The sequence below is a fragment of the Kosakonia sp. SMBL-WEM22 genome (assembly GCF_014490785.1).
GTDB lineage: Bacteria > Pseudomonadota > Gammaproteobacteria > Enterobacterales > Enterobacteriaceae > Kosakonia.
On record NZ_CP051488.1, the window covers coordinates 2,267,911 to 2,280,622 of the forward strand.

A 12,712-nucleotide genomic window follows, 5' to 3' on the forward strand; every position below is an offset into this window, starting at 1 on the left:
CCGTCAGGCTCCAGAGTACACACAAACTGAGCATCCGATCTTTATTTTTTGCGCGCCATCCTTGCGCCTTCCTTATATATATAGCGGTCACGATAATTATTGCCAGTTTTAATCAGTGATTAATTTCACGTTTATTTAACGGACATTAAGGGCATAACAGGGCATGTCTTTATACCCTTTTTATAAGTTCTTGTGCGTACGCGTAATTCGCGTGCGGCATTGAGAAGCGGCCCAGCGCCAGCTATAGTGTTTCAGCAGATATTGCTGGAGGACTGCCCCATGAACCCGGATGAAAAATCGCTGTTTCTTGACGCCATGGAGGATGTCCAACCCCTGAAGCGCAGTGCCGATGTGCACTGGCACCCGAGTCATAAATCCCGACCCTTGCAGCGCATTGACACCCTGCAACTCGATAATTTTCTCACCACCGGTTTTCTTGACCCGGTTGCGCTCGATACGCCGCTAGAGTTTCGCCGTGAAGGGCTGCAAATCGGCGTGCTCGATAAACTGCGGCTGGGCAAATATACCCAGCAGGCGAGCCTAAACCTGCTGCGTCAGCCCGTCGAGCAGTGCCGGCAGATGCTGTTTAGCTTTATGCATCAGTGCCGCCAGGATGGGCTGCGCAATGTATTGATCATTCACGGAAAAGGGCGCGACGAGACCTCACACGCCAATATTATCCGCAGCTACCTGGCGCGCTGGCTGCCGGAGTTTGAGGATGTACAGGCGTTCTGCCCGGCATTGCCGCACCACGGCGGCAGCGGCGCGTGCTATGTCGCCCTGCGCAAATCCGAACAGGCAAAGCAGGAGAACTGGGAGCGGCACGCTAAGCGCAGCCGCTAGCCGACAAGCGGCACATCCGCTAAGCGTGTGGTCCAGGCGGGGGAGAGCAGGGAGCGCTTCATCTTCCAGCCTGGCGTAACGCCCTGGCCGGCAAACCATAGTTTATTTCCCTTTTTATTAAGCATGTCTAAAACATTCATTAGCGATTCGCTATTTTCTCGCGGAGAAAAATCATCGAATAAATTAAGCTGCGCGACGCCTTTACTAAAAAAGTCCCCCAGCATAACGCCTGCTTTTTGATATCTCGGCCCTTGCTTCCAGATAATATCCAGGCTACGCGTTGCCGCTGCAATAATATCGCGGGTGTCGTGTGTTGGCGTCAGTAAACGAATGCCTGCGCTGTTGCTGTAATAAGGTTCCTCATCATCGTGGGGGCTACTCTTAATAAACGCACCGACATAGCGGCAATATTGATGATCCGCGCGCAGCTTCTCAGCGGCGCGCGCCGCCCAGGTGCAGATCCCTTCGCGCACCGATGCGTAGTCGCTGACGCGCTCGCCAAAGGAGCGTGAGCTGATGATCTCATGCTTCGCCGGTGCGAACTCGGCAAATCCAAGGCAGGGTTCGCCGCGCAGTTCACGTACCGTTCGCTCCAGCACCACGCTGAAGTTTTTACGGATAAACCACAAATCGCTCTGCGCCAGCTTGAGCACGGTATCAATCCCCATCGCCTCCAGCCGCTTGCTCAGGCGGCGGCCGATTCCCCACACTTCACCTACCGGCAGGGCAGCCATTAGCTTTAATTGCTGTGCCTGGCGCGAGAGATCCACCACGCCGCCCGACGCCTCCGGCCACTTTTTCGCGGCGTTATTGGCTAGCTTGGCCAGCGTTTTCGTCGGCGCAATGCCGACGCCGACGGTAAGCATGGTGCGCTGATAAATGGCATTACGCAGGGTGCGCCCAAATTCTCGCAGCTGCGGAATGCCGGTCAAATCCACAAACGCTTCATCGATGCTGTAGGTATCCACCGCCGGACAGAGCTCCTCCAGCAGTGTCATCACCCGATGGCTCATATCGCCATACAGTGCGTAGTTACTGCTGAACACCGCCACGCCGTGACGCTCCATAAGCGCCTTCTGCTTGAAGTAGGGGTCAGCCATCGTGATGCCAAGCGCTTTAGCTTCAGCCGAACGGGAGATGACGCAGCCATCGTTATTGGATAACACCACCACCGGCTTACCGGTTAAATCGGGCCGGAAGACGGTCTCGCAACTGGTATAGAACGAATTAACATCAACGAGCGCGTACATGATGGCGAGGCGGCAAAGTGATCACGGTGGTTACGACGCCAACTATATGCGCGCCTTCCTCTTCTTCGATCCTGATCGCCGGATAGGCGGGGTTATCCGCCACCAGCTGCGGGTAAGGGCGCAGCCGTAGCCGCTTTACCATAAAACCGCTTAGCAGGCGGGCGACAACAATATCGCCATCGCCCGGTTGCAGGCTGGTATCAACCAGTAACAGAGAACCTGGCAGGATCGCGGCTTCGCACATAGCGTCACTGGAAGCCCGCATCACATAGGTGGCCGACGGGTGGGCGATCAGGCTACTCACCAGGTCGATCGCATCTTCAATGTAGTCCGTAGCCGGACTGGGAAAAGCGCTGGTAGTCATAATGGGTGTCGATCTTTTATTATTACTGTATATAAATACAGTATCGTTGTTCGCACGAAAGGATCAACCCCCTGGAGGCAGGATCGTTGAAAGATCCTGATGATATTGGCAATTTTTTGCACAATCATTTTCAGCGTTTGCGCCGCGGACTGCATGCTTTAACGGTTAATGCTTTTGCAATCAAAGGGTAAGCCACTACACTTAGAGGGAATCTTTCCATTGGACGGTCCGCATGACAACGCTCAAGAGCAACAACTTCTTTTTTACCATTTTGTTATTACTGGTCAGCGTGGCGTTTTTCACCCTGATCCAGCCTTACTACTCCGCCATTATCTGGGCGGTGATCCTGGCGTTGATCTTCTATCCGCTGCGTACAAAGCTCACCGGGCTGCTGCGCGGGCGAAACGGTATCGCCTCGCTGATCACCGTGCTGCTGATCTGTATCCTCGTCTTTATTCCGATGATGATCGTGCTCTCGTCGCTGGCGGTTGAGATCAACGCGCTCTATCAGCGTCTGCAAACTAACGCGACGGATCTGCCGCAGCTGTTAAGTAACGGCATTGCGCACCTGCCGGAGTGGGCGAAACACGCGCTGCGTGAAAACAATTTCGATTCGGTTGAGGCCATTCGCGAAAAACTCTCCGGGGCGGCGCTTAGCGTCGGGCGCTATCTGGCGGGCAGCGCGGTGATTATCGGTAAGGGTACGCTGGGGTTAACCATCAGCTTCTCACTGATGGTCTATCTGCTCTTTTTCCTGCTGAAAGATGGCGCCGCGCTGGTGAAGAAAATCTACGAGGTGATGCCGTTATCGGCCAAAATCAAACGCCGCCTGTTCCTGAAATTTGCCGGTGTGGCGCGCGCGACGGTAAAAGGGACGCTGGTGGTAGCGATTGCGCAGGGGGCGCTGGGCGGGATTGGCTTCTGGTTCGCCGGGCTGAACGGCAGTCTGCTGTGGGGCGCGCTGATGGCGTTCCTGTCGCTGATCCCGGCGGTCGGTACCGCACTTATCTGGATCCCGGCGGTGATCTTCCTCTACTCCACGGGCGAGCTGCTCACCGCCACGCTACTGACCCTCTACTTTGTGATTGTGGTCGGGCTGGCGGACAACCTGTTGCGCCCGCTGCTGGTGGGGAAAGATACCCGCATGCCGGACTATCTGATCCTGCTGACCACCCTTGGCGGCCTGCAATTCTTTGGCATCAACGGCTTCGTGCTTGGGCCACTGATCGCAGGGCTGTTTATCTCCTCATGGAACTTACTGGCAGAAGCACGTGCGAATGCGCTTAATACGCCGCCAGAATAAAACGGACTACGCTGCCGGAAATAAACCGGCAGCGTTCGTTTACTCTTCGTTTAATTAATTTGCTGAGCGGTAAAGAATTGCAAATACTTTGAGTAAAATCTTAGCTTGTGCTAAATATAAAGCATGTACAACAACTGAGGACAATTTTTAACCGCCACGAAGAGAAGCAACGCGCGGTAAATTGTAAAAATATGGACATTCGGTTCAGTCGTCTTGCCCCCTGTTTTTCACTTCCTGTCTCCTTCTGCTGCCCGCCTGTGGGCGAACAATACTGGTGCACCGCGCTGTAGTTTTCTCCTGCCCGATTCGGCGCTCTGTGCGCAACTGTTAATTATTTTACGGTTTTCCGCCATGCGGTAAATCGCAAGGATCTCTATTCTCAAGCAGGAGAAAAATATGTTTTACTGGATTTTATTAGCGCTGGCGATTCTCTCGGAAATAACCGGTACGCTATCGATGAAATGGGCAAGTATTAATAATAGCCACAGCGGCTTTATTTTAATGCTGGTGATGATTACCTGTTCCTATATTTTCCTGGCGTTTGCAGTGAAAAAAATTGCCCTCGGCGTGGCCTACGCATTATGGGAAGGTGTCGGTATTGCCATTATTACGCTATTTAGCGTGCTGCTGTTTGATGAACCCCTCTCACCGTTGAAAGCGGCGGGTCTGGTAGCGCTGGCGCTCGGTATTGTGCTGATTAAGTCCGGCACGCGTAAAGCCCCACGTCAGGAGCAGGGTCATGTTACTGCTTGAGTGGGTGCACGCATTATGGCTGGCGATGGCCATTATTCTGGAAATTGTCGCCAATATCTTTTTAAAACTTTCTGACGGCTTTCGTCGCAAACTCTATGGCTGCGGATCGCTAGTGGCGGTGCTGGCTGCCTTCAGCGCCTTGTCGCAGGCGGTAAAGGGGATCGATCTCTCCGTCGCCTACGCCCTGTGGGGCGGGTTTGGTATCGTGGCGACGCTTGCCGCCGGCTGGATCCTCTTCGGACAGCGCCTTAATGGCAAAGGCTGGCTCGGCCTGGCGCTGCTGCTTATCGGCATGATGCTGATAAAACTCTCCTGATGTGATGTTGCCCGCGTTTGCGGGCAACGAAATTTGTGGGCTGTATTACGCTTAGAGGACAATAACAAACGTTACGGGACACCAGTAAGGGTCGTCGATGCTCAATCCGCTAAGCTGGCGCAATATCCCCACAGCAAGAACGCTTTTTGTGATGATTTTTCTGGCAGGGGTGGGCTTAATCATCTCCGTCGTTGCGCTCCTTTATCTCTCACTCCACCTGATTAGCAGTAAAGCGAATGAAATTGATGAGCACCGCGCGGCGCTTGCCGTGCAGGGAGCGATCCAGACCTCTGTTAACAGAATGCGATCCCTCGGTCTCGATAACGCAGTGTGGGATGAAGCGGTGCGCGTGGTCTACCGCACGCCGATGGATACTGGCTGGCTCTACAACACCTGGGGGGCGGGCTTTAAGGTCGATAATCTCTATGACGGCACCTTTGTGCTGGATGAGCACTTTGCGGTGGTATGGGGCGCCTTTCGCAGCCAGCCCTTCTCCGAACGCAATCTCGCCTTTTTTGGCGACGGGCTGGCGGCGCTTATTCGCAACCATGCCGCAGACCTGCAGCAGGGCAAGGACATTTTTGCTGGCATCACCCGTACGCAGCGGGGGGTCGCGTTTGTCAGCATTGGCTTGATCCGCCCGGTGTCGGGGCGGCTTGAGAAACAGGGCAGTGCGCGGCGTTATTTAGTGATGACCCGTCATCTTGATGATGAACTGCTTAGCGAACTTGGCACGACCTTTCAGATCCAGAACCTGCGGCTGACGTCGCAAAACACGCAGGCAAGCAGCATCCCTTTATACGGATCCGCCGACGAATTTCTCGGTTATATGATCTGGAAGCCGCACTTTCCGGGCGCTGAAGCGGCAGACGCGGCGGCAAGCGATATCCGCCAGATCGCCCTGCTTGGCTCCGGCCTTATCCTGCTGTTTATCGGGCTCAGCAGCGCCGGGCTCTACAAACTGGCAAAAGGGGAAAAACTGGCGCGCAGCATTGCGCTAACCGACTGGCTCAGCCGTCTGCCCAACCGGCGCGCGCTGATTGAGCAGCTAGATCAGTGGAGCGAATGGGGTAACAACGAACTGATTAGCGTGGTGTTTATCGATCTTGATGGTTTTAAAGATGTGAACGATATCTATGGTCACGATGTGGGTGACCGGTTGATTGTCACCATCGCGCAGACATTGCAGGAAAAAGTACCGACCGACGGCATGCTGGCGCGCATGGGTGGGGATGAGTTCGCCATGACCCTGAGCGGGCCGTGGTCAGTTGAAAAAGCCACCGACTTTGCGCAAACGGTGCTCGACTACTTCTGCGCACCGGTGCGCATTGGCAAACGTACGCTGCATATTAGCGCCAGCATCGGCATTGCCAGCGGAACGCTGGTGGCGTGTTCAAGCTCCGAGCTGTTTCGCCGCGCCGATATCGCTATGTACCATTCGAAAATGTGCGGTAAAGCGCGGATGACGCACTATGACGCCGCGCTCAACAGCGCCCGCGAGCGGCAGCTGATGATTGAAAACGATATCCGCAACGGGCTGGAGCGCGAGGAGTTTGACGTCTGGTATCAACCCATTATCGATGCCAGCAGTGGCGCGATGAGCGGCGTTGAAGCGCTGGCGCGCTGGCCGCGTCGCCCGGAGGGTGAGCTTAAACCGGACGAGTTTATCCCCATCGCTGAAACCAGCGGCCTGATTTACGCGCTGGGGCAGTTTGTTCTGCGCCGCGCCTGTCGCGATCTCTATCCGCAAACCGGACTGAAACTGTCGGTCAACATCTCTCCGGCGCAGTTTCGTGATCCGGAATTTGAAGACAAAGTGGCGCATGTGCTGGAGAGCTGCCGCTTTCCGGCGCAGCGCCTGCAACTGGAGGTCACGGAGACTTACGTGCTGGAGAACCCGGAGCGCGCGCAAGCGGCAATCGCCAACTTAAAAGCGCTGGGCACCGCGGTCGCGCTCGACGATTTCGGCACTGGCTACTCCAGCATCGGCTATCTGCGGCGATTTAATTTCGACACCATCAAGATTGATAAATCGCTGGCAGGGCTGGTGGATAGCGATGAGCAGGCTTCGATATTAGTGAGCGGTACAATCCGCATTGCCAGCGCGCTGGGGATGCAGGTTGTGGCGGAAGGGGTGGAAAACGAAAGGCAAATGGGGCTGCTGCGTGATGCGGGCTGCGATCAATTGCAGGGGTTCTACTTTAGCGCGCCGATGCCGCTGGAGAGGCTGTTACAGCAGCATCGCCAGCGGCAGGAGTGAGTCATCACTGCACCGTGTCGCTGGCCAGTGCGTCCAGCTTGTCACGAAAACCGGTTACCGCAATGGCACGGTTGTCGGCGCGCCAGCGATCTTTTGCCGCCGGGGCTGAACTTTGCACGGCGATCAACTGCCAGCCATCATCGGTTTTTAACATCAGCGGCGAACCGCTATCGCCCGGCAGCGTATCGCACTGATGCGACAGCACGCTGCTCTGCGCCCAACCTGTCACGACGCAATCCTGGTGGCTGAAAAGATTGTCCAGATGATCTTGCGGATAACCCGCCTGCGTCACTTTACGATTGGCGGCCTTCAGCGCGGCGGTAAGCGCCTCTTTATCACCGCTAAACAGCGGTAGGGGCGTAATGCCAGAGGGCGGATAGCGTAAAACGATCAGCCCAAAATCCCATGAGGCGGCCGAGGAGGGGACAATCCACCCTTCGCCGTCCGCCTTCAGGCGTCGGCCCAGTGAGGCATCAACGCGCCCTTCGATACCGTGGATCTCATAGCGCCAAATCCCTTTTTGCGACACAAACCGCAGCGCTATTGCCTTATCGATTTTGCCGCGCGGCGGCGTCAGCAGGCAGTGCCCGGCGGTTAAGGCGAGATGCGGAGAGATAAGTGTGGCGGTACAGAGATTGCCGCTGGCGGTCTCCAACTGACCTATCGCATCCCACGGTGCGGTGGTCGGCGACGCGACGCGGACACGATCGTCATGCCCAAAAAAGAGGGTTTTTATATCCCTGGCGCTAACCGCGGCCTCATCGCCATCATCAGCATGTCCAACAGCGGAAAACAAAAGCAGCGGTCCCAGCAACAGCACAACGGTTCTTCGCATAGTACTCTCAGGTGGGGAAATTATGATTATTAAGGTCGAGCCATGAGTAATAAATATAGACGGGACGCATAGAAAGCGGGAGTAAAATCAGCGTGCTACATCAATAAAGATAGAAACGGAGGGCAATAAGCGCGCACAGAATTAACATCATCAGGATAACTTCAAAACGATAACGTCGCAGCATGCTCAGGCCTCCAGAGAAAAGCGGCGCTTCACCCGAAGGGCTCAGCGCCGCGTTTTAGCACGGCGCTCGGGGGAGCGCCGGTTACAGACACGTGGCTTATGCAGCCGGCTGTGCAGCCGGTTTAGCAGCAGCGTGTTTTACATGTTTGTGATGTTTTTTAGCAGCCTGAGCTTTCTGCTCTACAGCCGGTTTAGCGGCGGCTTTTTTATGGTGCTTTTTAGCAGCCTGGGCTTTCTGCTCTGCAGCCGGTTTAGCGGCGGCTTTTTTGTGGTGTTTTTTAGCAGCCTGGGCTTTCTGCTCAGCGGCTTTTTTGTGTTTCTTGTGGTGAACTTTCTTCGCCGGAGCCGCTTTGGTGTCAGCAGCAGCCGGAGCAGCAGTAGTGGTGGTCGGCGCAGCAGCCGGCGCCTGAGAGGTGGCAGCGGTGTCAGCAGCGAAAGCAGCAGAAGACAGACCCATTGCAGCGGCAACAACCAGAGCTAATACTTTTTTCATTCCGATATCCTCGAATTGGTTTCTTCATTCAACCCCACTGCGGGGCCGTTGAAAGAACTATATCCCTGTAAGCAAAGCCTTTCCGTGAGTGATTGGTATCGGCGTGTAACGGAATGTACAACGAGGGTAAAGTGCGCCGGAGAGTGGCTCCGGCGCGACAGGTTCAGAGGTAACGGCGGGTAAGGTGCTGGCGGAAATAGTCCGCGTTCAGCGGCTCGCCGGTGGCGTTGGCAATCAGCTGTGCGGTGCTAAAGCGGCTGCCGTGCTGCCAGATGTTCTGGCGCAGCCACTCAAACAATGCGCTGAAATCGCCGGCGGCGATGGCGTCATCAAGACCCGGCAGCGCGCGGCGCGCGGCGTGGAACAGCTGCGCGGCATACATCGCGCCCAGAGTATAAGAGGGGAAATAGCCAAAGCCGCCGTCAGTCCAGTGAATATCCTGCATACAGCCGTTGCGGTAGTTGCCTTCCGTCGAAAGCCCAAGCCAGGCCTGCATTTTCTCATTCCACAGCCCCGGGATATCGTCGACCTCAATCTCACCGTCGATCAGCGCCCGCTCGATCTCATAGCGCAAAATAACGTGCGCCGGATAACTTACTTCGTCGGCGTCAACGCGAATATAACCCGGCTTCACACGCTGGTTCCAGGCGATAAAATTGCGCTCTTCAAAGGCAGGCTGCATACCAAAACGCTCGATAATCGCGGGCTGCAGGCGACGCAGGAAGGCTTCGCTGCGCCCGAGCTGCATCTCAAAGAAGAGGCTCTGTGATTCGTGAATCGCCGTGGAGCGCGCCAGCGCAATCGGCTGGCCCGGCCAGCTGCGTGGCAGGTTCTGCTCATAGCGGGCATGTCCCGTCTCATGCACCACGCCGAACAGAGCACTCAGCAACTCATTTTCATCATAACGGGTGGTGATGCGCACATCTTCCGGCACACCGCCGCAGAAGGGGTGGGCGCTGACATCAAGGCGTCCACCGTCAAAGTCGAAACCGAGCGTCTTCATCGCCTGTAACCCCAGCTCGCGCTGATCGGCAATCGGGAACGGCCCTTGTGGCGCGATGAGCGATTGCTGCCCCTGCTTCGCTACCGCCTGCTTCAGCAGATCGGGTAGCCAGCTTTTTACCTCGCCAAATAACTCATCAAGACGGGCGCTGGTCATATCCGGCTCAAATTTATCAAGCAGGGCGTCATAGGGCGAGCAGCCTTTCGCCGCCGCGCGCAGCTTCGCCTCTTCGCGGGTGAGTTTTACGACCTCTTTCAGATTGGCGGAGAAACCCACCCAGTCATTGGCCGGGCGCTGGGTACGCCAGGCGTGTTCACATTTACTGCCTGCCAGCGACAGGGCTTCAACCAGCGCTTCCGGTAGCAGCGCCGCTTCATCGTAGTGACGCTGCATTTCGCGCAGGTTAGCCTGCTCGACGTCGTTGAGATCTTCCTGAGCGGCGCTGGAGAGCCACTGGCCAACCTGCGGGTTGGTTAAAATCTGGTGGCGCAGGACACTCATTTCCGCCAGCGCTTCACCGCGCGTGGCGCTGCCGCCTGGCGGCATCATGGCGAACATATCCCAGCTGGCAATGGCAGTAAGATGAGAGAAACGTGACAGGCGAAGGAAGGTACGGGTGAGTTGTTGGTAGTTTTGCTTATCCATAATGCCTCTGATTTTTTTGTATTTTCTCAGCCTGAACACCTAAAAATAGTAGTTCCGCGGCTAATGTTAAAATCTGTACCATAATAGGGAACATATTCATTTAACCAATAAACTCTTAACACAGCAAAAAACCATGAATCCTTTCATTTGGGTGATCTGCAGTTTGATGGTGCTCGACGCCGTGCGGGAATGGATGGGCGCAAGCTCCGTCTTCGCACTTTTCTAGCCCTACCGCGCTGGAATAGCGTACAACGCCCCGCTTACGTAGGGGCAGCCCCCCCTTCACGCGCTAACGCAGATGCGCGAGTAGCGTCTTGCCTGTATAAAAAATAGCCACTACAGTTTTAGAGAGCCCTGTGCTGGTCACTGGGTGTATACATCTATTTGCTCACGTTACATCAGTGTTCAACAGGAGCTGACTATGTATAAAGTTCTGAACAGGGTGCTGAATACGTTTATGAATTACGGTACGCCGAGCGACGCACAGGAAGAGGAGGAGGTGCAGCCTTATAAAGCAGTAAGAAACGCAAAAGAGGTTGTAAGAGGAATATTTGCTTTTGAGGATATGACCAAAGAGGGACGAAGGCTTACTATCCAGGGGCATGGTTATGTCATCAATAATAAAGGGGTAATGGTGGATGCCAAACATGATTACTACGACGGGAAAGAACTTAAAAAGCTGCTGGTAGAGTCGGGTGTAAACCTCACGCGCTATAAAAAAGTTCGGCTGGTCTGTTGCCGCTCCGCAGACAGTGGATCGCCACTGGCTCAACAAATCGCCAATGAATTCAATCTTCCCACCAAAGGCTACTCCGGTTCAGCGTGGGGCAACGTCAGAAACTCAATGCTTCGCGCCTGGATAAATGGCTACGATCAATTCACCGAGGCGCAGGCGAAGATATTCGCAGGTGAAAATAGCTATATGCACAAAGGCGTCAGCTGGCGCGTTGAGGGGGGGCGTAAAAAGTTAATCGAAAATATGTCGTTTAAATTCAAACCTCAGGTCGCTGATATCATTGAGGATAATCCAGGCGCGATATTAAATTCAGGTCTGCGGTAATAACAAGCCCCGCTTGCGCAGGGCGAGCACGTTTTTTATGCGCTACCGCAGACGCGAGTGCAGCCTGCTGCCGACCACGACGGCCAGCACCAGCATTGCCGCAATAAATCCGCCGACGCCGTTCCAGCCATAGCTGTGCCAGAATACGCCGCCCAGGGTTCCTGCCAGGCTGGAGCCAAGATAGTAGCTGAAGAGATAGAGCGACGAAGCCTGGCCTCTGGCGCGCTTAGCGCGTGGTCCAATCCAGCTGCTGGCGACGGAGTGCGCGGCAAAAAAACCGGCGGTAAAAAGCAGCATGCCAGGGAAGATGAGCCACAGTGATGAGAAGAGCGTCAGCAATAAGCCGAGCAGCATGATAGCGGTAAAGGCGATCATCACCGGTCCTCGGCCATATTTGCTGGTCATCGCGCCCGCTTTTGGCGAACTCCAGGTACCGGTCAGATAAGCCACCGACAGCAGGCCAACCACGGCCTGGCTCAGCATCCACGGGGATTGCATCAGGCGATAACCGATATAGTTAAATAGCGTAACAAACGATCCCATCAGCAAGAAGCCTTCGAGAAAGAGCAGCGGCAGCCCCTTATCACGCCAGTGCAGGCGGAAGTTGATCAGCAGCGTTTTTGGCCGCAGCGAAGAGGGGCGAAAATGGCGTGAGGGAGGCAGAATCTTCCAGAACATTAGCGCCGATGCCAGCGCAAAGCAGCCAATCACCGCCACCGCCACCCGCCAGTTAAAGAGGTCAGTAAAAACTCCGCTTAACAGACGACCACTCATGCCGCCGATGGAGTTGCCGCTGATATAGAGCCCCATGGAGAAGGCGACAAAACTGGGGTGGATCTCTTCACTCAGGTAGGTCATGCCGACCGCCGCCACGCCGCTCAGCGATAATCCCACCAGCGCGCGCATCACCAGAATGCCGTGCCAACTGCTCATTATCGTTGAGAGCAGCGTGCAGCATGACGCCAGAAGCAGCGCGGTGACCATCACGTTTTTGCGCCCAATCGCATCCGATAATGGCCCGGTAAAGAGCAGGCCAATCGCCAGCATGGCGGTGGAGATGGAGAGAGAGATACTGCTGCTGGCGGGGGAGATGCCGAACTCATGGGAGAGCACCGGCAAAATAGGCTGCACGCAGTAGAGCAGGGCGAAAGTCGCCAGCCCGGCGGAAAAGAGCGCCAGCGTGACGCGCATAAATTGGGGGGTGCCACGTTTAATAAATTGCCCCTGCGGGGCGACGGGTTGCTCGTTGACGATGTGTGTCGGTTCGTTATCAACCGTTGTTGTACGACTCACTTGAGATCCTTAGCTTTTTGACCTGTCATTACGGCGACAGGCTTACCACGGCGTAAGGGTATGAAAGCGGAAATATTCTGTCTAATATATTAATAATCTCAAATAATACTT

Annotated in this window: 13 protein-coding genes; 7 read left to right on the forward strand and 6 right to left on the reverse strand. The window is 55.2% G+C overall.

Features of this window, described 5'->3' with window-relative positions:
* The first annotated feature begins 279 nt into the window (after nt 1-279).
* Nucleotides 280-843 carry a DNA endonuclease SmrA gene (gene smrA / locus HF650_RS10775; protein ID WP_187802350.1) on the forward strand — a complete coding sequence of 188 codons (564 nt, stop codon included), beginning with the start codon at nt 280-282 and terminating at the stop codon, nt 841-843.
* Here the strand turns inward: smrA and umuC are convergent.
* Nucleotides 840-2,093, reverse strand: coding sequence for a translesion error-prone DNA polymerase V subunit UmuC (gene umuC, locus HF650_RS10780; RefSeq protein ID WP_187802351.1), 1,254 nt, complete (start codon nt 2,091-2,093; stop codon nt 840-842). The two genes, smrA and umuC, sit on opposite strands and share 4 nt — an antisense overlap.
* Complete coding sequence (gene umuD / locus HF650_RS10785; protein ID WP_187802352.1) at nt 2,077-2,457, reverse strand: translesion error-prone DNA polymerase V autoproteolytic subunit; 381 nt, start codon at nt 2,455-2,457, stop codon at nt 2,077-2,079. Before umuD ends, umuC begins: the two co-directional genes overlap by 17 nt.
* 232 nt (nt 2,458-2,689) lie before the next feature.
* Here umuD and HF650_RS10790 point away from each other — a divergent pair, with 232 nt between their 5' ends.
* From HF650_RS10790 to HF650_RS10805, 4 genes are all read left to right on the forward strand, one after another.
* Nucleotides 2,690-3,760, forward strand: coding sequence for an AI-2E family transporter (locus HF650_RS10790; RefSeq protein WP_187802353.1), 1,071 nt, complete (start codon nt 2,690-2,692; stop codon nt 3,758-3,760).
* A gap of 396 nt (nt 3,761-4,156) precedes the next feature.
* Complete coding sequence (gene mdtJ, locus HF650_RS10795) at nt 4,157-4,513, forward strand: multidrug/spermidine efflux SMR transporter subunit MdtJ (RefSeq protein WP_187802354.1); 357 nt, start codon at nt 4,157-4,159, stop codon at nt 4,511-4,513.
* On the forward strand, nt 4,500-4,829 hold the full coding sequence (gene mdtI, locus HF650_RS10800) for a multidrug/spermidine efflux SMR transporter subunit MdtI (RefSeq protein ID WP_187802355.1): 330 nt from the start codon (nt 4,500-4,502) through the stop codon (nt 4,827-4,829). The genes mdtJ and mdtI overlap by 14 nt, the downstream gene beginning before the upstream one ends.
* A 97-nt stretch (nt 4,830-4,926) precedes the next feature.
* Nucleotides 4,927-7,089 carry a bifunctional diguanylate cyclase/phosphodiesterase gene (locus HF650_RS10805; protein ID WP_187802356.1) on the forward strand — a complete coding sequence of 721 codons (2,163 nt, stop codon included), beginning with the start codon at nt 4,927-4,929 and terminating at the stop codon, nt 7,087-7,089.
* 4 nt (nt 7,090-7,093) lie between these two features.
* On the opposite strand, the gene HF650_RS10810 is transcribed toward HF650_RS10805, so the two are convergent.
* From HF650_RS10810 to HF650_RS10820, 3 genes are all read right to left on the reverse strand, one after another.
* Nucleotides 7,094-7,924, reverse strand: coding sequence for a serine protease (locus HF650_RS10810; RefSeq protein WP_187802357.1), 831 nt, complete (start codon nt 7,922-7,924; stop codon nt 7,094-7,096).
* Between the two features lie 280 nt (nt 7,925-8,204).
* A complete protein-coding gene (asr, locus tag HF650_RS10815; RefSeq protein WP_187802358.1) occupies nt 8,205-8,600 on the reverse strand; it encodes an acid resistance repetitive basic protein Asr in 396 nt (131 codons plus the stop codon).
* Nucleotides 8,601-8,763: 163 nt separating this feature from the next.
* Nucleotides 8,764-10,248, reverse strand: coding sequence for a carboxypeptidase M32 (locus tag HF650_RS10820; protein WP_187802359.1), 1,485 nt, complete (start codon nt 10,246-10,248; stop codon nt 8,764-8,766).
* Nucleotides 10,249-10,381: 133 nt separating this feature from the next.
* Between HF650_RS10820 and HF650_RS25255 the strand changes: the two genes are divergently transcribed.
* Nucleotides 10,382-10,474, forward strand: coding sequence for a KPN_01571 family protein (locus tag HF650_RS25255; RefSeq protein WP_223284300.1), 93 nt, complete (start codon nt 10,382-10,384; stop codon nt 10,472-10,474).
* A gap of 195 nt (nt 10,475-10,669) precedes the next feature.
* Nucleotides 10,670-11,308 (forward strand): hypothetical protein, encoded by a 639-nt coding sequence (locus HF650_RS10825; protein ID WP_187802360.1) that lies wholly within the window; start codon nt 10,670-10,672, stop codon nt 11,306-11,308.
* Nucleotides 11,309-11,350: 42 nt separating this feature from the next.
* Here HF650_RS10825 and HF650_RS10830 read toward each other — a convergent pair whose 3' ends face one another.
* Nucleotides 11,351-12,601: an MFS transporter gene (locus HF650_RS10830; protein ID WP_187802361.1), complete on the reverse strand. Its 1,251-nt coding sequence runs from the start codon at nt 12,599-12,601 to the stop codon at nt 11,351-11,353.
* Between the last annotated feature and the right edge of the window lie 111 nt (nt 12,602-12,712).

Excerpts from the sequence above, each read along its gene's own strand:
- smrA (WP_187802350.1), top strand. The coding sequence starts at position 280 with ATGAACCCGGATGAAAAATCGCTGTTTCTTGACGCCATGGAGGATGTC.
- umuC (WP_187802351.1), bottom strand. The coding sequence starts at position 2,093 with ATGTACGCGCTCGTTGATGTTAATTCGTTCTATACCAGTTGCGAGACC.
- umuD (WP_187802352.1), bottom strand. The coding sequence starts at position 2,457 with ATGACTACCAGCGCTTTTCCCAGTCCGGCTACGGACTACATTGAAGAT.
- HF650_RS10790 (WP_187802353.1), top strand. The coding sequence starts at position 2,690 with ATGACAACGCTCAAGAGCAACAACTTCTTTTTTACCATTTTGTTATTA.
- mdtJ (WP_187802354.1), top strand. The coding sequence starts at position 4,157 with ATGTTTTACTGGATTTTATTAGCGCTGGCGATTCTCTCGGAAATAACC.
- mdtI (WP_187802355.1), top strand. The coding sequence starts at position 4,500 with ATGTTACTGCTTGAGTGGGTGCACGCATTATGGCTGGCGATGGCCATT.
- HF650_RS10805 (WP_187802356.1), top strand. The coding sequence starts at position 4,927 with ATGCTCAATCCGCTAAGCTGGCGCAATATCCCCACAGCAAGAACGCTT.
- HF650_RS10810 (WP_187802357.1), bottom strand. The coding sequence starts at position 7,924 with ATGCGAAGAACCGTTGTGCTGTTGCTGGGACCGCTGCTTTTGTTTTCC.
- asr (WP_187802358.1), bottom strand. The coding sequence starts at position 8,600 with ATGAAAAAAGTATTAGCTCTGGTTGTTGCCGCTGCAATGGGTCTGTCT.
- HF650_RS10820 (WP_187802359.1), bottom strand. The coding sequence starts at position 10,248 with ATGGATAAGCAAAACTACCAACAACTCACCCGTACCTTCCTTCGCCTG.
- HF650_RS25255 (WP_223284300.1), top strand. The coding sequence starts at position 10,382 with ATGAATCCTTTCATTTGGGTGATCTGCAGTTTGATGGTGCTCGACGCC.
- HF650_RS10825 (WP_187802360.1), top strand. The coding sequence starts at position 10,670 with ATGTATAAAGTTCTGAACAGGGTGCTGAATACGTTTATGAATTACGGT.